At 71.1% G+C, this 17,782-nt stretch carries 19 protein-coding genes; 13 read left to right on the top strand and 6 right to left on the bottom strand.

All coding sequences use genetic code 11. The features are described from left to right. The first annotated feature begins 2 nt into the window (after positions 1-2). Genes EV186_RS35705 through EV186_RS35690 form a run of 4 tightly spaced genes read left to right on the top strand, consistent with a single transcriptional unit; the run spans position 3 to position 4,271 of the window. The gene (locus EV186_RS35705; RefSeq protein ID WP_424984025.1) at positions 3-1,028 is read left to right on the top strand and encodes an ABC transporter permease; all 1,026 of its coding nucleotides are present in this window, start codon (positions 3-5) and stop codon (positions 1,026-1,028) included. Beyond that, on the top strand, positions 1,025-1,945 hold the full coding sequence (locus EV186_RS35700) for an ABC transporter permease (RefSeq protein WP_133853939.1): 921 nt from the start codon (positions 1,025-1,027) through the stop codon (positions 1,943-1,945). Before EV186_RS35705 ends, EV186_RS35700 begins: the two co-directional genes overlap by 4 nt. Further along, positions 1,942-3,606: a dipeptide ABC transporter ATP-binding protein gene (locus tag EV186_RS35695; RefSeq protein WP_243754491.1), complete on the top strand. Its 1,665-nt coding sequence runs from the start codon at positions 1,942-1,944 to the stop codon at positions 3,604-3,606. Before EV186_RS35700 ends, EV186_RS35695 begins: the two co-directional genes overlap by 4 nt. A gap of 29 nt (positions 3,607-3,635) precedes the next feature. Further along, entirely contained in the window at positions 3,636-4,271 is a 636-nt protein-coding gene (locus tag EV186_RS35690) for a nucleoside/nucleotide kinase family protein (RefSeq protein WP_243754490.1), read from the top strand. Here the strand turns inward: EV186_RS35690 and EV186_RS35685 are convergent. Beyond that, a complete protein-coding gene (locus EV186_RS35685) occupies positions 4,249-4,539 on the bottom strand; it encodes a hypothetical protein (RefSeq protein ID WP_133853936.1) in 291 nt (96 codons plus the stop codon). The two genes, EV186_RS35690 and EV186_RS35685, sit on opposite strands and share 23 nt — an antisense overlap. A gap of 168 nt (positions 4,540-4,707) precedes the next feature. Between EV186_RS35685 and mptB the strand changes: the two genes are divergently transcribed. The 3 genes from mptB to nudC all read left to right on the top strand — a co-directional run bounded on the left by mptB (position 4,708) and on the right by nudC (position 7,745). Beyond that, the gene (mptB, locus tag EV186_RS35680) at positions 4,708-6,321 is read left to right on the top strand and encodes a polyprenol phosphomannose-dependent alpha 1,6 mannosyltransferase MptB (protein WP_166659484.1); all 1,614 of its coding nucleotides are present in this window, start codon (positions 4,708-4,710) and stop codon (positions 6,319-6,321) included. A 63-nt stretch (positions 6,322-6,384) separates the two neighbouring features. Then, positions 6,385-6,843 carry an Lrp/AsnC family transcriptional regulator gene (locus tag EV186_RS35675; protein ID WP_133853935.1) on the top strand — a complete coding sequence of 153 codons (459 nt, stop codon included), beginning with the start codon at positions 6,385-6,387 and terminating at the stop codon, positions 6,841-6,843. After that, positions 6,840-7,745 carry an NAD(+) diphosphatase gene (nudC, locus tag EV186_RS35670; RefSeq protein ID WP_208115949.1) on the top strand — a complete coding sequence of 302 codons (906 nt, stop codon included), beginning with the start codon at positions 6,840-6,842 and terminating at the stop codon, positions 7,743-7,745. Before EV186_RS35675 ends, nudC begins: the two co-directional genes overlap by 4 nt. On the opposite strand, the gene EV186_RS35665 is transcribed toward nudC, so the two are convergent. Next, the gene (locus EV186_RS35665; protein ID WP_243754489.1) at positions 7,731-8,636 is read right to left on the bottom strand and encodes a helix-turn-helix domain-containing protein; all 906 of its coding nucleotides are present in this window, start codon (positions 8,634-8,636) and stop codon (positions 7,731-7,733) included. The two genes, nudC and EV186_RS35665, sit on opposite strands and share 15 nt — an antisense overlap. Before the next feature lie 77 nt (positions 8,637-8,713). On the opposite strand from EV186_RS35665, the gene EV186_RS35660 reads away from it, so the two are divergent. Genes EV186_RS35660 through EV186_RS35650 form a run of 3 tightly spaced genes read left to right on the top strand, consistent with a single transcriptional unit; the run spans position 8,714 to position 10,845 of the window. Further along, positions 8,714-9,703, top strand: a complete 990-nt coding sequence (locus tag EV186_RS35660) for an ornithine cyclodeaminase family protein (RefSeq protein WP_133853934.1) — start codon at positions 8,714-8,716, stop codon at positions 9,701-9,703. 9 nt (positions 9,704-9,712) lie between these two features. Then, positions 9,713-10,540, top strand: a complete 828-nt coding sequence (locus EV186_RS35655) for a pentapeptide repeat-containing protein (protein WP_133853933.1) — start codon at positions 9,713-9,715, stop codon at positions 10,538-10,540. Next, positions 10,537-10,845: an NIPSNAP family protein gene (locus EV186_RS35650; RefSeq protein ID WP_133853932.1), complete on the top strand. Its 309-nt coding sequence runs from the start codon at positions 10,537-10,539 to the stop codon at positions 10,843-10,845. The genes EV186_RS35655 and EV186_RS35650 overlap by 4 nt, the downstream gene beginning before the upstream one ends. Positions 10,846-10,876: 31 nt before the next feature. Here the strand turns inward: EV186_RS35650 and EV186_RS35645 are convergent, their stop codons facing one another. Next, entirely contained in the window at positions 10,877-11,794 is a 918-nt protein-coding gene (locus EV186_RS35645; protein WP_133853931.1) for a S66 peptidase family protein, read from the bottom strand. Continuing rightward, the gene (locus tag EV186_RS35640; protein WP_133853930.1) at positions 11,791-13,722 is read right to left on the bottom strand and encodes an alpha/beta hydrolase family protein; all 1,932 of its coding nucleotides are present in this window, start codon (positions 13,720-13,722) and stop codon (positions 11,791-11,793) included. Before EV186_RS35640 ends, EV186_RS35645 begins: the two co-directional genes overlap by 4 nt. A 75-nt stretch (positions 13,723-13,797) precedes the next feature. Between EV186_RS35640 and EV186_RS35635 the strand changes: the two genes are divergently transcribed. Then, the gene (locus EV186_RS35635; RefSeq protein WP_133853929.1) at positions 13,798-14,391 is read left to right on the top strand and encodes a DUF3090 domain-containing protein; all 594 of its coding nucleotides are present in this window, start codon (positions 13,798-13,800) and stop codon (positions 14,389-14,391) included. Between the two features lie 7 nt (positions 14,392-14,398). Beyond that, the gene (locus tag EV186_RS35630) at positions 14,399-15,190 is read left to right on the top strand and encodes an SCO1664 family protein (protein WP_133853928.1); all 792 of its coding nucleotides are present in this window, start codon (positions 14,399-14,401) and stop codon (positions 15,188-15,190) included. Positions 15,191-15,212: 22 nt separating this feature from the next. Here EV186_RS35630 and EV186_RS35625 read toward each other — a convergent pair whose 3' ends face one another. Beyond that, positions 15,213-16,112 carry a VOC family protein gene (locus EV186_RS35625; RefSeq protein WP_133853927.1) on the bottom strand — a complete coding sequence of 300 codons (900 nt, stop codon included), beginning with the start codon at positions 16,110-16,112 and terminating at the stop codon, positions 15,213-15,215. Further along, positions 16,109-16,633 carry an RNA polymerase sigma factor gene (locus EV186_RS35620; protein ID WP_243754488.1) on the bottom strand — a complete coding sequence of 175 codons (525 nt, stop codon included), beginning with the start codon at positions 16,631-16,633 and terminating at the stop codon, positions 16,109-16,111. Before EV186_RS35620 ends, EV186_RS35625 begins: the two co-directional genes overlap by 4 nt. Before the next feature lie 82 nt (positions 16,634-16,715). Here EV186_RS35620 and EV186_RS35615 point away from each other — a divergent pair, with 82 nt between their 5' ends. Further along, positions 16,716-17,777 carry a winged helix DNA-binding domain-containing protein gene (locus EV186_RS35615; RefSeq protein WP_133853926.1) on the top strand — a complete coding sequence of 354 codons (1,062 nt, stop codon included), beginning with the start codon at positions 16,716-16,718 and terminating at the stop codon, positions 17,775-17,777. The last annotated feature ends 5 nt before the right edge of the window (positions 17,778-17,782 follow it).

The raw sequence follows: 17,782 nt of genomic DNA, 5'->3' as shown, positions 1-17,782 counted from the left end.
GCGTGACAGATCTACTGGCTCCCGCAAGCGAGGCAGTCGCGGAGGTGCCGTCACCACGTCGTGGTGGCGGCACCGCCCGTTACCTGCTCACCAAGCTGGGCGGCGCGGTCATCAGCCTGTTCATGGTGGTCGTGCTCGGCTTCATCCTGTTCCGGGTGATGCCGGGCGACCCTGTCAAGACCATGACGCGGGGGCACCCGGTCACCAACGAGCAGCTGGCGATCCTCGAGCACCGCTACGGCCTGGACAAGCCCAAGATCGCGCAGTTCTGGGACTACCTGGTCAAGCTGCTGCACGGCGACTTCGGCGACTCCTACCAGTACTCGCGCCCGGTCGGCGACATGATCCTGGAGAAGCTGTGGCCGACGGTGCTGCTGGTCGGCACCGGCACGATCCTCGCGGTGGCGCTGGGGCTGTGGCTGGGCACCCGCGCCGCGTGGCAGCGCAACAGCGTGTTCGACAAGGCGTCCACGGGGATCGCCCTGGCGTTCTGGTCGATGCCGACGTTCTGGCTCGGCATGATCCTGCTGACCGCGGCGGGCGGGCTGTTCCCGTCCGGCGGCATGGTCTACCCGGACACGCCACCGGACTTCCTGTCGCAGGCGCTGGACATCCTGCACCACTTGGTGTTGCCAGTGATCACGTTGGTCGCGGTCGTCTACGCCCAGTACCAGCTGGTGATGCGGTCGTCGCTGCTGGAGGAGATGGACGCCGACTACCTGACCACCGCGCGGGCCAAGGGTCTGCGTGACGACCTGGTCCGGCGCCGGCACGCGGTGCCCAACGCGTTGCTGCCGACCGTGACCCTGGTGTTCCTGCACCTCGGCATGGTGGTGGCCGGCGCGATCACCGTGGAAGCGGTGTTCTCGTGGCCCGGTCTCGGCCAGATGACCTACAACGCGATCGGCGTGCCCGACCTGCCCGTGCTGCAGGGGACGTTCATCGTGCTCGCGGCCGCGGTGCTGGTGATGAACCTGATCGCGGACGTGCTGTACCGGTTCCTCGACCCCAGGGTGCGTGCCGTATGAGTGATGAGGGGGTTAGCCTCAAAACGCTGAGTCCCCGGGCGTTGGCTTGGCAGCGGCGCGGCCGGGCCGCTGCGGCCGCGTGGCGCGAGTTCTCGTCGAGCAAGTCGGGTCTCGTCGGGCTCGGCGTGCTGGTGCTCGCCGTCCTGCTCGCGTTGCTGGCGCCGGTGCTGTCCAATGAGGACGGTCTGGACGTCACGAAGGCGACCGGCGGGCGGATGCGGCCGCCGGACGGCAACTTCTGGCTCGGCACCGACGTCGACGGCCGGTCGATCCTGCTGCTGACGTGGTGGGGCACCCGGGTGTCGCTGCTGATCGGGATCTCGGCGGCCCTGCTGTCGGTGGTGATCGGCACGGTCATCGGCATCATCGCCGCGCACTACGGCCGCTGGGTGTCGGCGGTGCTGCTGCGGATCGTGGACTTCTTCCTGGTGCTGCCGTCGCTGGTGCTCGCCATCGCGCTGTCGACCGTGCTCGAACCAGGAATTGGCACCATCATCGTCGCGATCGGGTTGACGTCGTGGCCCTCCGCCGCGCGGCTCGTGCGCGCGCAGACCCTGACGGTGGAGGCACGGCCCTACATCGAGCGCTCGCGTGCGCTCGGCGGCGGCAACCTGCACATCATCGTCAAGCACGTGCTGCCCGCCGTGCTGCCGCTGGTGTTCGTCAACGCGACGCTGGCGGTCGGGAACGCGATCGTGGCCGAGTCGACGCTGGCGTTCCTCGGCCTCGGCGACCCGTTCCAGACCTCGTGGGGCGGGATCCTGCACAACGCCACGGTCGACAGTGCCGCGCTGGCCGGCGCATGGTGGTATCTGCTGCCGCCTGGCGTCGCGATCGGCGTCGTCGTGCTCGCGTTCACGCTGTGCGGTCGCGCGCTGGAGACCGTGCTCAACCCCCGACTCCGGGAGCCTCGTTGACATCCACGTCCTCGACCACAACCCCGTTGCTGGAGCTGCGCGGCCTGACCGTGCGGTACGGCGGCCGGTCGGGCCTGCTCGCGGTCGACGGGGTCGACCTGTCGTTGCGGGCGGGGGAGACCCTCGGCCTCGCGGGCGAGTCGGGCTGCGGGAAGTCGACGCTGGCCATGTCCGTGCTGCGGTTGCTGCCCAAGAGCGCGCAGATCGAGGGCGAGATCCTGCTCGACGGCGAGGACATCACGCAGATGTCCTTCGGCCGGCTGCGCACGGTGCGCTGGGCGTCGGCGTCGGTGGTGTTCCAGGGCGCCATGCACGCGCTGAACCCGGTCAAGCGCATCGGCGAGCAGATCGCCGAGCCGATCCGGCTGCACGGCACCGTCCCGGCCGGGCATGTGAAGAGCCGGGTGCGCGAACTGCTGGAGCAGGTCGAGCTCCCGGTGGCACGGGCCGACGCCTACCCGCACGAGCTCTCCGGTGGGCAGAAGCAGCGCGTCATGATCGCGATGGCGCTGGCGTGCGAGCCGCGTCTGGTGATCGCCGACGAGCCGACCACCGCGCTGGACGTGATCGTGCAGGCGCAGGTGCTCGCGCTGCTGTCGCGGCTGGTGGCCGACCACGGGATCGGGCTGATCATGATCAGCCACGACCTGTCCGTGCTCGGCGCCACCTGCGCGCGGCTCGCGGTGATGTACGCGGGCAAGCTCGTCGAGGAAGGCCCGTCGCGCCAGGTGATCGGCGAGCCGAAGCACGAGCACACCAAGGCGCTCGCGGCGGCGTTCCCGACCATCGGCGATCCGTCGTCGCGTTATGCGCCGGCGACGTCGAGTGAGCTCGGCCTGCCCGGCGCGCCGGAGCCGGTGGCCGAGGGCGTGGAACCGTTGCTGCGTACCGACAATCTCCGGGTGACGTTCACCGGCCGCGGCCAGACCACCGAGGCGGTGAAGGGCGTCGACCTCGAGGTGTACCCGGGCGAGATCGTCGCCTTGGTGGGCCAGTCCGGCTCGGGCAAGACGACGCTCGCCCGGACGATCCTGGGGCTGCAGAAGCCGACCAGCGGCCAGGTGCTGTTCGAGGGCAAGGCGTTGCCACATTCGGCCCGTGCGCTGCGGGCCTACCGGCGCAAGGTCCAGCTTGTGCTGCAGGACCCGACGAGCGCCCTCAACCCGCGGCACACGGTCTACGAGGCCATCGCCGAGGGGCTGCGGATCCACAAGCTGCCCGGCGACGAGCGCGAGCTGGTGGCGCAGGCGCTCGAGGCGGCGGAGCTGCGGCCGCCGGAGCGGTTCATGACGGTGCTGCCGCACGAACTCTCGGGTGGGCAGCGCCAGCGCGTGGTGATCGCGGGTGCGCTGGCCTTGGCGCCGACCCTGCTCGTGGCCGACGAGCCGGTGGCGTCCCTGGACGCGTCGGTGCGGGGCGAGATCCTGGCCCTGCTGCTGCGCTTGCGTGCCTCGCTCGGCTTGGCCGCTCTGGTCATCACCCACGACCTGGGGCTGGCGTGGAACATCGCCGACCGGGTCGCCGTGATGTACAAGGGCGAACTGGTCGAGGTCGGCACGGTGGCCGAGGTCCTGCGCGACCCGAAGCACGAGTACACAAAGCAGTTGCTGGCCGCGCTGCCCGACGGAACGGCGTTGCCCGCGGGCGAGGTGACCGCGTAACCGCGGGTCGGGACAGCTTGCTCGGCGCGGTGGCCGAGCGGGTCCCGGCCGCCAGGGGAGTGGACTGCGTGCTCGTCGCCGTCGACGGGGTGGACGGTGCGGGCAAGACGGTCTTCGCCGACGAACTCGCCGCGCGGCTGCGGTCCTCCGGTCGCGCGGCGATCCGCGTCTCGGTCGACGACTTCCACCACCCGAGGGCGATCCGGCACCGGCGCGGGCGGGACTCGCTGGAGGGGTTCTGGCTGGACACCTACGACTACCCGGCCCTGCGTGAGCGTGTGCTGATCCCGTTGGGGCGTGGTGGTTCGCCCCGGTTCCGCCGAGCGTCGCACGACCTGGTGACCGACGAGTACGTGCGGCCGCCGGTGGAGCAGGCGCCACCGGCGGCGGTCGTCGTGGTCGACGGGCTCTTCCTGCACCGCGACGAGCTGATCGGGTGCTGGGACCTGTCGATCTTCCTGCGGGTCCCGTTCCCCGTTTCGGTGGCCCGGATGGCGGTGCGCGACGGTACCGCGCCGGACCCGGGTCATCCGAGCGTGCGGCGTTACGTCGAAGGGCAGCAGCTCTACTTCGCCGCGTGCGTGCCGTGGGAGCGCGCGGACCTCGTGGTCGACAACACCGATCTCGCCGCGCCTGAGCTGGTCAGATCTGGTTCGGGCCGATGACCCTCGCGGCGGCCACGATGATGCTCCACAGCGGACTGCTGGTGCGCTCGTAGTACACGCGTCGGCTGCCGGTCTCGCGGTGCTCGGTGAGCATGCCGAGGTGCACGAAGCGGCGCAGCTCGGTGCCGGCCGCGCTCTGGGGGATCACCTCGTCCGGCGGTTCGGACTGGTAGAAGCGCTGGTTGCCGCGGCCGTGGATCCACAGCGCGACGCGCAACCGGCAGGGCCGGCCGAACAGCAACCGCCCGATCTCGCCGACGTCTTCCACGGTCCCAGCCTCCACGTTTAAAAATCAGCTAATTCCTATATTGATGTCCGATACTATCGCACAAGCGGCCGCTGGTCCAGCGCCGCGGTGGGAAAGCCAGGACAGGGGAGAGGTCAGGCAACCAGCCAGAAGGTCGGCCTCCGCACCCTGTGTAACCTCGATCCCGCCATGGCGACACCCACTGACCTGCCCGCACAAGCCGACGCGCAGCCCGGCGGCTCCGACGCACCGAGCACGGAGCTCCCGCCGGACGAGGTCCTGCGCGATCCGCCGGAATCCGACGCGGCGGCCGAAGCCGAGCGACGCGCGCCGTTGCCGTGGCGCACGATCGCGCTGGGCACGGCGGGCACGGTGCTGCTGATGCTGTCCGCGGTCGGCGCGGGCGGCACGCTCATCCACGACCCGCTGATCGGCACCGGGCCGCTCTCGGCGATCCGCTACGGGCACGGCAAGATGCTTGCCACCGCGACCCTCTACATCGGCTTCGCGCTGGTGGTGTGGGCGTGGGTGCGGCTGGGCCGTCACGTGCTCGCCGGCCGGGTCGCGGCGCGGCCGGTGCTGCTGGCCGCGGTCTGCTGGGCGATCCCGATGCTGTTCTCGCCGCCGGTCTTCACCCGTGACGTCTTCTCCTACCTCGCGCAGGGCGCGCAGGCGTTGCACGGTTTCGACCCGTACGCGGCGGGTCCGGTCGTGCTGAACGACTACCCGGACCTGGTGCAGAACGTGCACCCGTTCTGGCAGAACACCCCCGCGCCGTACGGGCCGCTCTTCCTGTTGATCGCCAAGGGCGTCGCGGCGGTCGTCGGCCAGCACATGATCATCGGCGTCATCCTGATGCGCCTGGTGCTGGTGCCCGGTCTCGTGCTGACCGTGTGGGCGCTGCGCGGGCTGGTGCACGAGCTCGGCGGCAAGATGTCGGTGACCATGTGGCTGGCCTTCGCGAGCCCCATGACCGTCGTGCACCTGATCGGCGGGCCGCACAACGACATGTTGATGCTGGGGTTCCTGACCAGCGGCACGCTGCTGACGTTGCGGCGCAAACACTGGGCCGGCATCGCGCTCGCGACCCTGGCGATGGCGATCAAGCCGACGGCGGCGATGGCGTTGCCGTTCCTGGTGCTGGTCTGGGCGGCGCACCTGCCCGACGAGAAGTGGGGGCGCCGTTTCCTCAAGGCGCTGGCGCCGTCGCTGGGCATCTTCGTCGGGCTCTTCGCCGCCCTCACCTGGGTCGCGCAACTGAACCTGGGCTGGATCGTGGCGTTGCGCGCGCCCGCGATGGTGGAGAACTGGCTGTCCGCGCCGACCGCGCTCGGCGAGATCGTCCACTCGCTCGTCCGGATCTTCGTGGACACCCCGATCGGCTTCTACACGATCCCGGCGCGCGTGCTGGGCGGTCTGGTCCTGGCTTACGTGGGCGTCAAGCAGTGGTTGCGTTCGCGCGACGGCGGCCCCGACGCGGTGAAGCGGATGGCGTTGATCCTCTTCCTCACCGCCGCCCTCTCGCCGGTGACGATGCCGTGGTACCTCATGTGGGGCTTCGTCATCGCGACCGCGATGGCCTGGCAACGCCGTCACCTGGCGATCATCGGGGCGCTCTCGGTGTTCCTCGTGCTGACCTACACACCCGGCGGCGAGGACCTGCTCTACGACTGGTGGTTCATGGCGTGCGCTGCCGCGCTCTCGGTGCTGGCCGGTGTTTCGCTGCTTCGCCCGGACCCGCTCGGCCTGTTCACGACGCACCACGAGGATCCGGAGGCGGACAAACCAGTTGCGACCCGTTGACGGGTAAGGTGGCACAGGTTCACACCAATGCTATGAACGTCATTCGGCCAACTGGGGGAACAGGTGGACGACATTGACCGGTCATTGCTGACGCTATTGCAAGCCGACGCAAGCCAGTCCTACGCAACGCTCGGCCAATCGGTCGGGCTCTCAACCGGCGCCGCGCACGAGCGCGTTCGCAAGCTGCGCGAACGCGGCGTCATCCGGCGCACCACCATCGAGGTCGACCACGACGCGGTCGGGCGCGGGATGCTCGCCTTCGTCCTCGTCGAGGCGAGTACCTGGATGGGCAGTGACGAAACCCGGGACGCGCTGATGGCCTTGCCTGATGTGCAAGAAGCGCACATAGTCGCGGGTTCGGCATCGCTGTTGTTGAAGATCCGCACGGCGACCACCGAGGACCTGCAAGTGGTGCTGCGCCGGATCTACGAATTGGATCAAGTGCTCACCGCGCGCAGCGTGGTGGTCTTGGAGACATTTTTCGAACGACCGCTGGAACCGGTGCAACACTCGGGTTCGTGATCGAATCGGCACTGCCTTACAGCAAGCTGGACCTGGACCGGGCGAGCGCGCGTCGTTCGGACGCCGCGTGGCTCGCCGCGCAATTGCGTGACACGGCGGCCACCGTCGTGCCGATGTGGCGTGATCAATGCCTGGTCCGGGACGGCAAGCCGGTGACGGTGCCGATGCCCGCGGCGGCCGAGCTCCTGGGCCGCGCGGGCGATCCCGTGTTGCTCGGCGTGCAGCCGGAGGGCCCGGTCTTCGCCGCGGACCTGTCCGGGCTCAGCGAGCCGGAGGCGGTGGACGTCGCCACCGCGGAGTCCGTGATGGACGTGCGCGGGCTCTTCGGTGGACTGTCCGATGCGGACGCCGCGTTGCTGGCGTGTGCCCGGGGTCTGCTGCACTGGCACCGCAACCAGCGGTTCTGCGGTGCGTGTGGCGGTACGACGGAGCCGCGCGACGGCGGGCACCACCGCGCGTGCACGGCGTGCGCGAAGCTGCTGTTCGCGCGGATCGAGCCGGCGGTCATCGTGCTGATCTCGTCACCGGACGGGGAGCGTGCCCTGCTGGCCCGCCACCAGGGCGCCGCCCCCGACCAGTTCAGCACGCTCGCCGGGTTCGTCGAGATCGGCGAGAGCCTCGAGGAGGCGGTGCGCCGCGAGGTGGCCGAGGAGTCCGGGGTCCGGCTCGCTTCCGTGCGCTACCAGGGCTCGCAGGCCTGGCCGTTCCCGGCCGGGTTGATGGTCGGGTTCCGCGCGGTCGCCGCGTCCGAGGAGATCGCGGTCGACCACGCGGAACTGCTGGAGGCGCGCTGGTTCACCCCGGAGGAGGTCGCCGAGCGGGTGGCCAACCCGCGACGGCGGGACTCGATCGGCCGCTACCTCATGCGTGCCTGGCTGGACGAGGTGTCAGCCCGCGCGTAGCGCCTGCGACATCCACTCGAAGGCGGGCACCATGCGGGGGAACGGCGGCCGGTTGTTCAGCACGCCGACCAGCTCCCAGTAGCGCTCGACCCGGGCGTCGGTGAACAGGTCGATCTGGTCGGCCAGCCGGATCCGGTCCGCCCGGCTCCTCGACGGGTCGACCAACCGGCCCAGGATTTCCTGCCCCTGCGGCGAATCCGGTGCGATACCGCGCTTCACGGCGTCGCTGCAGAGCTCCGCCATCAGCTGCCGGTCCGCGTCGGACGGCGCCTCCGTGGCCGGGTCGGCGCCGGTCACCGCCATCCGCCGGGCGCTTTCCCGGAAGGACGGGTCGGCCACCAGAGCCGCCAGTTCCAGCCACGCATCGACCTGCTCGTCGGTGGGTTCGTCCGGCAGTTCGGCGGGCATGGTCCGCATCGCCTGGGCGATCCACGCCCCCGGCGCGTCGTCCGGGATGCCGGCGAACGTCGCGTCGGCGAACTCGTCGATGATCTGCTGTCGCTGCTCGGCGGACAGCCGTGCCATGTCGTTCATGAGCCTCATCTCCTCTGTGGTGCTTCCCCGGCGCGCGATCGACCGCAGCACGGCGCGGCGCAGGCGCAGCGTCCGGATCTCGGCGTCGATGGCCTGCACATGCGTCCCGGCGACCTCGGCCACCGTGGTGGCCCGGCTGAGCACCTGGTGCACGGTGTCGAGGTCGATCCCCAGTTCCCGCAGCGTCCGGACCAGTTCGAGCCGGCCGAGCGCGGCCGCGTCGTAGAGCCGGTAGTTGCCCGCGGACCGGGTGGTCGGCGGGATCAGCTCGCTGTCGGACCAGAACCGGATCGTGCGCACCGGCAGGCCGGTGCGCCGCGACAGCTGGCCGATGGTGAACAGCTCCTGGTCGATCACGGGAATCACCTTGAACCTTCCAGCGGGTGGAGACTCAACTCGAATTATCTGTCGGTGCCCCTCGCTACGCTGCGGCCGTGCTGATCATCACTGAGGACGAGGTGGAAAACCTGCTGGCCGAGGGCGCGATGGTCGACGCCTTGATCGACGCTGTGGCGGCCGCGATGGCCGACCTCAGCGCAGGCCGGGTGTCGCTGCCACCGCGCTCGGCCGCGTTGATCGACCCGGTGACCGTGACCGGGTTGCTGGACATGCCCGCGTACGTGCCGTCGGCGAAGGCGCTGACCAGCAAGCTGGTCTCGGTGTTCCCCACCAACGCCGGAACGGCGGTGCCGGTGCGGCAGGCGGTGATCGTCGTGTTCGACCCCGAGGACGGCCGGCCCGCGGCGTTGGTCGAGAGCACGCACCTCACGGCGATGCGGACAGGCGCGTGCTCGGCGCTCTCGGCGCGGTTGCTGGCGCGGCCGGACGCGTCGACGCTCGCCGTGCTCGGCACCGGCGTGCAGGCCCGCGCGCACGCGCTGACCGTGTCGCGGGTGCGGGCGTTCCGTGAGCTGCGCCTGGCCGGGCGGTCCCAGGAGAAGGCTTCGGCGCTGGCTCGTGAGCTGGAGGGCCAGGTGCCGATGCCGATCCGGGTGTGCGGGTCGTTCGAGCAGGCGCAGGACGGCGCTGACGTGGTGGCGGCCGCGACGTACGCGACCGAGCCGGTGGTGCGCCGGGAGTGGCTGGCGCCGGGTACGCACGTCAGCTCGGTGGGCTACCACCCGCGGGGCCGCGAGCTCGACGACGCGACCGTGGCCGACGCGCTGCTGGTGGTGGAGTCGCGCGCCGCGGCGCTGAACGCTGTGCCGCCGAACCGGGACTTGGCCGATCCGCTGGCTTCCGGCGTGATCACCGAGGACCACGTGCACGCGGAGATCGGTGAGCTGGTGGCGGGCACGGCGACCGGGCGCACCGCCGCCGACCAGCTGACGCTCTACAAGTCGGTGGGCGTGGCCGTGCAGGACGCCGCCGCGGCGGCCCTCGTACTGCGGCGTGTCGGAGGTCACGTGCGGGCCGGGTCGTAGGCTCGGGCGATGCCGTTCGATCGCCGGAACCTGCTCGCCGACTGCTCGAACTGCTTCGCGTTGTGCTGTGTCGCGTTGCCGTTCGCCGCGTCGGCGGACTTCGCCGTCAGCAAGGCGGCGGGGGAGCCCTGCGGCAACCTGGCCGACGACTTCCGCTGCGGCATCCACGATTCGTTGCGGGACCGGGGCTTCCCGGGCTGCACCGTGTTCGACTGCTTCGGCGCCGGGCAGAAGGTGTCGCAGCAGACGTTCGGCGGCCGCGACTGGCGCTCGGCGCCGGGCACCGCGAAGCAGATGTTCGCGGCGTTGCCGATCATGCGCCAGCTGCACGAGCTGCTGTGGTACCTGAGCGAGGCGTTGGCGTTGCCGAAGGCCAAGTCGCTGTGGTCGCGGTTGCGTGCCTCGCTGAAGGAGACCGAGCAGCTGACCGAGCGCGGACCGGACGAGTTGATCGAGGTCAACGTCGGGGCGCACCGCGAGCGGATCGCCGAGTTGTTGCGCGAGGTGAGCGACCTCGTGCGTGCCGAGCACCACGGCGCCGATCACCGGGGCGCGGACCTGATGGGCGCGAACCTCGCCGGTGCGGACCTGCGCGGCGCCACCTTCCGCGGTGCCTACTTGATCGCCGCGAACCTGCGCGGGGCCGACCTGCGGGAGGCGGACATGATCGGCGCCGACCTGCGCGACGCCGACCTCGGCGGTGCCGACCTGACCGGCGCGATCTTCCTGACCCAGTCCCAGCTGACCGCCGCCCGCGGCGACGCGGCAACCGTGCTGCCCGAGGGCTTCCACCGTCCGACCCACTGGCCGGCCGGCGTGGTGCGGGTGGACACGTGATCACGTGTGTCGTCGAGTACGTCATCGACCCGGCCAAGACCGAGGCGTTCGAGCGCTTCGCCAAGACGTGGATGACCCTGGTCGACCGCCACGGCGGGACCCACCACGGGTACTTCCTGCCGGGTGAAGGTGCGAGCGACAAAGCGCTGGCGTTGTTCAGCTTTCCGAGCCTTGCCGCGTACGAGGAATACCGCACCCTGTTCGGCAAGGACCCCGACTTCGTTGCGGCGGACCGCATACGCGACGAGTCCGGCTGCGTCCTGCGCTACGAGCGCACCTTCATGCGCCCACTCCTGCCCGAATAGCGCAACCTCGCCCAGCGCCAGAAGGCCCGGTTCAGCTGAACGGCGACTCCAGCAGGGTCACGGTGCCGTTGGCGGCGTCCAGTTCCGCTTCGACCCCCAACGGCATCGTGAGCTGGCCGTCGCAGTGGCCGAAGCCCAGCTCCCACACCGTCGGCACGCCGAGGTTGCCCACCAGGTCGTCCAGGACGGCACGCACGTCCGCCGGTGGTCCGCAGTTGGTCCACGACCCCAGCAGGATGCCGTTCACCCCGGTGAACCAGCCCGCCCGCAACAACTGCGTCAGGATCCCGTCCAGCCGGTACGGGTCCTCCGTGATGTCCTCCAGCAGCACCAGGCAACCATCCGGCGGCGGCACCGCATCCTCCGCACCGAGCACCGCGGCCAGCAGGCTTGCGTTGCCACCACGCAGAACCCCGCGCGCGACACCGTCCACGACGGGCACCGTGGCCGGGCCGGTCAGCGAGCGCACCGACTCCGGTTCCAGCAGCGACCGGCGCAGGTGCTCGGCCGCGACCGGGTCCGACACGAAGCCGTCGGTGGCGACCATCGGGCCGAAGAACGTGGGGACCCGCAGTCGCGCGGCGATTTCCTCGTGCAGCACCGTGATGTCGCTCGAGCCTACGAACACAGGTGGCGTCGAGCGGGACGCCATCGCGTCCCAGTCCACCAGGTCCACCATGCGCAACGAACCGTAACCGCCTCGCGCGCACAGCACCGCGTCCACCGACGGGTCGCACCACGCCCGGGTCAGCTCGGCGGCCCGCACGGCGTCCTGCCCGGCCAGGTAGCCCAGCCGGGGGTGGCGGTCGGTGACGTGCTCACCGACGCGCACCTCGAGGTCCCACGACCGCAGGATCGCCACGCCCTTGTCCAGCAGGTCCTCCGGCACCGGGCCGGCGGGCGCGACGACCTCGACGGTGCTGCCCGGGCGCAACCGAGCAGGCTTCACGTCCGCAGGTCCAAGCGCGGCGTCTCCGATGGCTCGAACCCGAAAACCTGGCCGTAGAAGGACAACTCGGCGTGCAGCGCGGTCTCCATCGTCTCCGCCTTGCGGAAGCCGTGCTGCTCGCCCTCGAAGGTCAGGTACGCGTGCGGCACACCCGAACCGTCCAGGGTGGCCACGAAGCGGTTCGCCTGCACGGGCGGGCACACCTCGTCCTCCAGGCCCTGCAACAGCAGCACCGGCCCGGCCAGCTGGTCGACCTTGTTGACCGGCGACCGCTCGGCGTACCGGTCCGCGTGCTCGGGCAGCGTGCCGACCAGGCCTTCCACGTACCGGGACTCGAAGTCGTGCGTCTCGCCGCCGCCGGAGGTCCACGCGGTCAGGTCCAGGATCGGGAACATGATCGTGCCGCAGGCGAACGTCTTGACCGACGTCATCGCCGCGGCCGCCGTCCAGCCACCCGCGCTGCCGCCCCGCACCGCGAGCCGCGCGCCGTCCGCGCTGCCTTCGTCGGCCAGCGCCTGGGCCACCGCGGCGCAGTCCACCACGTCGACGATGCCCCACTGCTCCTTGAGCACCTCGCGGAACGCGCGCCCGTAGCCGACCGACCCGCCGTAGTTCACGGCGACGACGCCGATGCCGCGGCTGGTGAAGTACGCGAAGTCCAGGTTGAGCATGGAGCTGGTGCTGCCGGTCGGCCCCCCGTGCACGTGCACCATGTACGGCGGCCGCTCGCCGTCGGGACCGGCGAAGTCCGGGTTGGTCGGCGCGAATACGTAGGCCGGGATCTCGCGGCCGTCCGGCCCGCGGAACGTCCGCTTCTCCGGTTTCGGCAGGTAAGCCGGGTCGGGCAGCGGACCCTGTTCGGTGAGCTCGGTCAACTCACCGGTGGCGAGGTCGAGCTTCGCCACGGCGGGCTTGCGGTCGGTGTAGTGCGTGCTGCCGTACACGACGCCGTCGCGCACGCTCAGGCTCGACGCCCACACCGGCGCGTCGGTCTCCACATCGGTGACCGTGCCGCTGCGTTCGTCGAGGATGGCCAGCGCGCCCGCGGCCAGCACCACGTGCTTGCCGCCACCGAGCGGGGCGAACCACTGCATGCCCAGCTTCCACATGGCGCCGCCGAGTTCGCGCTCGCACGGCGCGAGGTTCACCGCGATGCCGTCCAGGCCGACGCGGTGCAGGTTCCACCAGCCGGTCGGGTCCATGAGGGCGAGCAGCGTCTCGGGGGTCTCCCACTCGACCTGGCAGATCGAGACGCCCGGACCACCGGCGAGCACCCGGTGCGGGCCGAACGTGCCGTCGTCGGCGATGTCCGCGACGCAGAGTTCGGTGCTGTCCCATGGCATGTCGGGGTGGTTCCAGCCCAGCCACGCCGCGCGCTTGCCGTCCGGGCTGAGCCGCGGCGAGGCCATGAAGTGGTGCGAGGCGGCGAGCTCGGTCACGGTCCCGTCGACCGACACCGCGACCAGGTGGCGCTCGATGTCGGTGGGCAGCTCACCGGTGACGGTCTCCCGCACGCACCAGACACCGTCGCCGACCGCGACCAGGTCGCTGTAGCGCAGCCCGTGGTGTCGGTCCGGCTCCGGGCTGATCGGTTCCGGGGTGCCACCCGGCGTGTACACGTAGAGGCGCTGATCGGCCCAGCTCGTGAACACGACCCGCCCGTCATCCAGGACGGCGTAGGCCCGGCCGCCGTACTCGTGCACGCGGTTGCGCACGTTGAACTCGGCGGGCAGCACCTCCTCGGTGCGTTCACCCGTGCGCCGCAGAAGGGCGTTGCGGCCGCCCTCGGCGGGTCTCGTCTCGATCCACCACACGTCGTCCCCGCCGGTCCGGCCGATGCTCACCCAGCCGGCGGCGCCGTCCGCGGCGGCCGCGTCGGCGGCGGAGATGGGGGACTGCCATGCCCCGTAGGGCGCGATCTTCACCACGAGCCGACCCTACCGGGCCGAACCAGGGGGTATCGGCTGCTGAGCGAGCACCGGTGGCCTAGGGTCGTAAGTGCCATGGCTCGTGTCATACATGTGTTCCGTCAGCCCGACCGGTTCATCGCCGGGACCGTCGGGCAACCGGGCGACCGCACCTTCTACCTGCAGGCCTCCGAGAACGCGCGCACGGTGAGCGTCGCGCTGGAGAAGCAGCAGGTCTCGGTGCTCGCCGAGCGGATCGGCTCGTTGCTGGACGAGATCAACCGGCGATTCGGTGCCGACGTGCCGGAGACGGTCACCGACGGCGAGGTCGACACCGACCCGTTGGACGTCCCCGTCGAGGAGGAGTTCCGCGTCGGCACGATGGGGCTGGGCTGGGACGCCGAGAGCCGGGCGGTCGTGATCGAACTGCTCGCCGTCACCGAGACCGAGGTCGACGAGGCCGTCGTGCTCGACGACACCGAGGAAGGTCCGGACGCGGTCCGGGTGTTCCTCACGCCGTCGGAGGCGCGGGCGTTCGCCGAGCGGGCCGACCGAGTCGTCAACGCCGGGCGCAAGCCGTGCCCGCTGTGCGGCGAGCCGCTCGACCCGGCCGGTCACGTGTGCCCGAGGCAGAACGGCTACCGGCGCACCGACGAGGACGGCCCCGCCGCCGCGGCCGACGACGTGTGAGCAGTTGATGCTGCCGACGGATCCCACCGCGAAGGACTTGTTGCTGGGTGGGGAGATCGGGATCGAGGGCCGGCTGGTCGACGCGTCGAACGCGACCCTCTACTGCTCCATCGAGCTCGACGGCGAGCAGGCCCACTGCGTCTACAAGCCGATCGCGGGGGAGCGGCCGCTCTGGGACTTCCCGGACGGGACGCTGGCCGGCCGCGAGGTCGCCGCGTTCCTGGTCGCCGAGGCGTCCGGGCACCAGCTGATCCCGCCGACGGTGTTGCGCGACGGGCCGTTGGGTCCCGGGATGGTGCAGCTGTGGGTCGACACCAAGGAGAACGACGACCTCGTCGACGTCCTCCCGCCCGACGAGGTGCCGGGCGGCTGGCGCCGGGTGCTGCGCGCGCACGACCGCTTTGGTGAACCCGCCGTGCTCGCCCACTCCGACCACGAGGGGGTCCGGATGCTGGCGGCGTTGGACGTCGTGCTGAACAACGCCGATCGCAAGGGCGGCCATGTCCTGCACGGCACCGACGGCAACGTCTACGGCGTCGACCACGGCATCTGCCTGCACGCGGAGAACAAGCTGCGCACCGTGCTGTGGGGCTGGTCGGGCGAACCGCTGTCGGCGGACGCGATCGCCATGCTCGAACGCCTCGACGACGCCCACCGCGGCGACCTCGGCGCGGCCCTGGACGAACACCTCACCCGTCGTGAGGTGCGGGCCGTGGGGCAGCGCATCGACCGGTTCCTGTCGACCGGCGTCTACCCGGAGCCGGTGACCGAACGCCCGATCCCCTGGCCCGCGTTCTGAGCCAGGGGATCGACGCCGCCGCTCAGTTCAGCTGCATCAGCGCGAACGGGACGCCCTGGTTGTCCACGCACTCGGCCAGCAGCCCGTAGTCCTGCCGTTGCGCCGGTCCAGCCTGGCCGCCCGCGGCACGCACGGCGGCCAGCGCGGTGTCCATGTTGGACACCCGGAAGAACGGCCGCGCACCGGGCAAGGCGTCCGGGTCGCCGGAGAGGCCGGTCATCGGCTGCATGCCCGGGATGTGCCAGTGGTTCTCGTCGCGGCCGGGGACGAAGTGCCAGCCGAGCACCGCGCCGTAGAACTCGCGGGCCATGGCGGCGTCCGGCGTGACCATGGTCAGATAACCGACGTCGCCGTCGTGGCGCATGCGGGCGTGCACGGGCGGCTGGTTGAGCACCCAACGGTGCCCGTACGGGTCCAGCAGCGCGGCGACCCGGCCGTAGCCCTGGTCGTCCGGCCGGCGCTGGATCGTGGCGCCCGCCGCCTCCGCCCGTCGCACCGTGGCGTCCACATCGGACACCTGCAGGTGCAGCGAGTGGCTCGGCAACTGCTCGCCCGGTGGTGCGACAGGAGTGTCGCCGGTGCCCTCGGCCAGCATCAGCACCGCGTCGCCGATGGCCAGCTCGGCGTGCCCGATGCTGCCGTCCTCCATGACGTAGGGCTCGCCGCGGCGCTTGGCGTCGAAGACGCGGACGTACCAGTCCAGCGCGCCCCGGCCGTCCGCGACGATCAGGTACGGCGTCAGCGATGGACCCCAGCGAAGGTCCTGCGTGGTCTCGTTCTCGGTGGTCGTCATGGTTCCTCCCGTGTCGGTCAGCAGCGCGCGCCGCAGCCGCTCCCGCAGCGCCGCCGCGAAACGTGGGTCGGGGTTCACCGGCTCGGCGATGTCCCGGCCGGTGCGGAGGGCGTCCAACGGATCAGTCATGACCGGCCCTCCTCCCGTGTGTATTCCTTGCGGAACGCGGTGCGCGCACGCACCAGCAACGCCTCCGTGGCGTGCACCGTCCGCTCCAGGTGGGCGGCGACCTCGGGCACCGGCAGCCCGTCGAGGTAGCGCAAGGTCAGCGCGAGGCGGTGGTGCGCGCCGAGCGAGGCGAGCACGTCACGAGCGACCATCACGTCCAGTTCGACGTCCCACGGGTCGACGCTCGGCTCGTGGTCGGTCTCCAGCCGGCGCTGCCTGCGTTGCTGCCGTTCCTCGCGTCGCCAGTGATCGGCCAGCTTGTGCCGCGCGACGCCGATCAGCCAGGACACCGACAGCGGCGGCGCGTCCGGTTTGCGTGCCGCGTCCACCGCGGCGAGGAACGTCTCCGCGGTGAGGTCCTCGGCGACCGCTCGGTCGGCGCATCTGGCCAGCAGGTACCCGTAGACGTGCGGCAAGGCCTCGTCGTAGAGCTCCAGCAGCCCGAACGCCGGATCAGGCCGCACGCCTGGTTGCGTGCTCACATCCGAATAGTCGTCCGGGCGCAGGCGACTCCGACGCCCCGATCGGGGATTTTCTGTCGGTGTCACCCGGTAGAACACCACTGTGGATCGAAGAGCGCTCAACCGCGCGACCCTGGCTCGCCAGTTCCTGCTGGCCCGGGCCGACCTTTCGGTGCCCACGACCGTCGAGCACCTGGTGGGGTTGCAGGGGCAGGCGCCCGACGCGCCCTACGTCGGTTTGTGGAGCCGGCTCGACGGCTTCACGCCGGACCAGCTGGCCGGTCCGTTGCAGGCGCGCGAGCTGGTGCGCACCTCGGCCATGCGCGCCACCGTGCACCTGATGACCGCGCGCGACGCCCTGCGGGTGCGTCCGCTGGTGGAGCCGGTGCTGGAGCGTGCGCTGCGCAGCGGCAGCCCGTTCGGCAAGCGGCTCGTCGCCGACGGCGTCGACCTCGCCGAGCTGGCCGAGGCGGGGGAGCGGCTGCTCGCGTCGCGGCCCCACAGCCGCCGTGAGCTCGCCGACGCGCTGGTGCGCACCTGGCCCGATGCCGATCGCGACTCGCTGAGCTACGGCGTGAGCTACCTGGTGCCGTCGGTGCAGGTGCCGCCGCGCGGTGTCTGGGGGCAAAGCGGCCCGCCGGCGTTGGTGTCATTGCGGTCCTGGCTGGGGGCACCCACACCGGGGACGGTCGACGACCTGGTGCTGCGCTACCTCGGCGCGTTCGGACCGGCCACCGTCGCCGACATCCGCACGTGGTCGGGCCTGACCGGGCTCGGCGAGGTCGTCGACCGGCTGCGCCCCAAGCTGTGGCACGACGGCACCCTGCTCGATCTGCCCGACGCGCCGCGTCCCGGTCGGGACACCCCGGCGCCGGTGCGGTTCCTGCCCGAGTACGACAACGTGCTGCTCTCGCACGCCGACCGCTCCCGGGTGAACCCGGACGGCCGGAGGGTGCCGCTGCCGCCGGGCAACGGCGCACGGCGCGGCACGGTCTTCGTCGACGGCGACTACCGCGCCGACTGGCGCATCGACAGCGGCGGCGTGCTCAGCGTCGAACCGTTCGCTCCGCTCAGCCGGGCCGAGCGCGACGACGTGACAGCCGAGGGTCTCGACCTGCTCACCTTCGTCTCGCCCGAGGCGCACCACGACGTGGTGATCGCCTGAAGCGC

It is taken from the genome of Labedaea rhizosphaerae (assembly GCF_004362825.1).
Classification (GTDB): Bacteria; Actinomycetota; Actinomycetes; order Mycobacteriales; family Pseudonocardiaceae; genus Labedaea; species Labedaea rhizosphaerae.
The sequence above is the reverse complement of the archived record's forward strand: the minus strand, read 5'-3'. Positions and strand labels throughout refer to the sequence as shown.

Excerpts from the sequence above, each read along its gene's own strand:
- EV186_RS35625 (WP_133853927.1), bottom strand. The coding sequence starts at position 16,112 with ATGACTGATCCGTTGGACGCCCTCCGCACCGGCCGGGACATCGCCGAG.
- EV186_RS35700 (WP_133853939.1), top strand. The coding sequence starts at position 1,025 with ATGAGTGATGAGGGGGTTAGCCTCAAAACGCTGAGTCCCCGGGCGTTG.
- mptB (WP_166659484.1), top strand. The coding sequence starts at position 4,708 with ATGGCGACACCCACTGACCTGCCCGCACAAGCCGACGCGCAGCCCGGC.
- EV186_RS35630 (WP_133853928.1), top strand. The coding sequence starts at position 14,399 with ATGCTGCCGACGGATCCCACCGCGAAGGACTTGTTGCTGGGTGGGGAG.
- EV186_RS35635 (WP_133853929.1), top strand. The coding sequence starts at position 13,798 with ATGGCTCGTGTCATACATGTGTTCCGTCAGCCCGACCGGTTCATCGCC.
- EV186_RS35655 (WP_133853933.1), top strand. The coding sequence starts at position 9,713 with ATGCCGTTCGATCGCCGGAACCTGCTCGCCGACTGCTCGAACTGCTTC.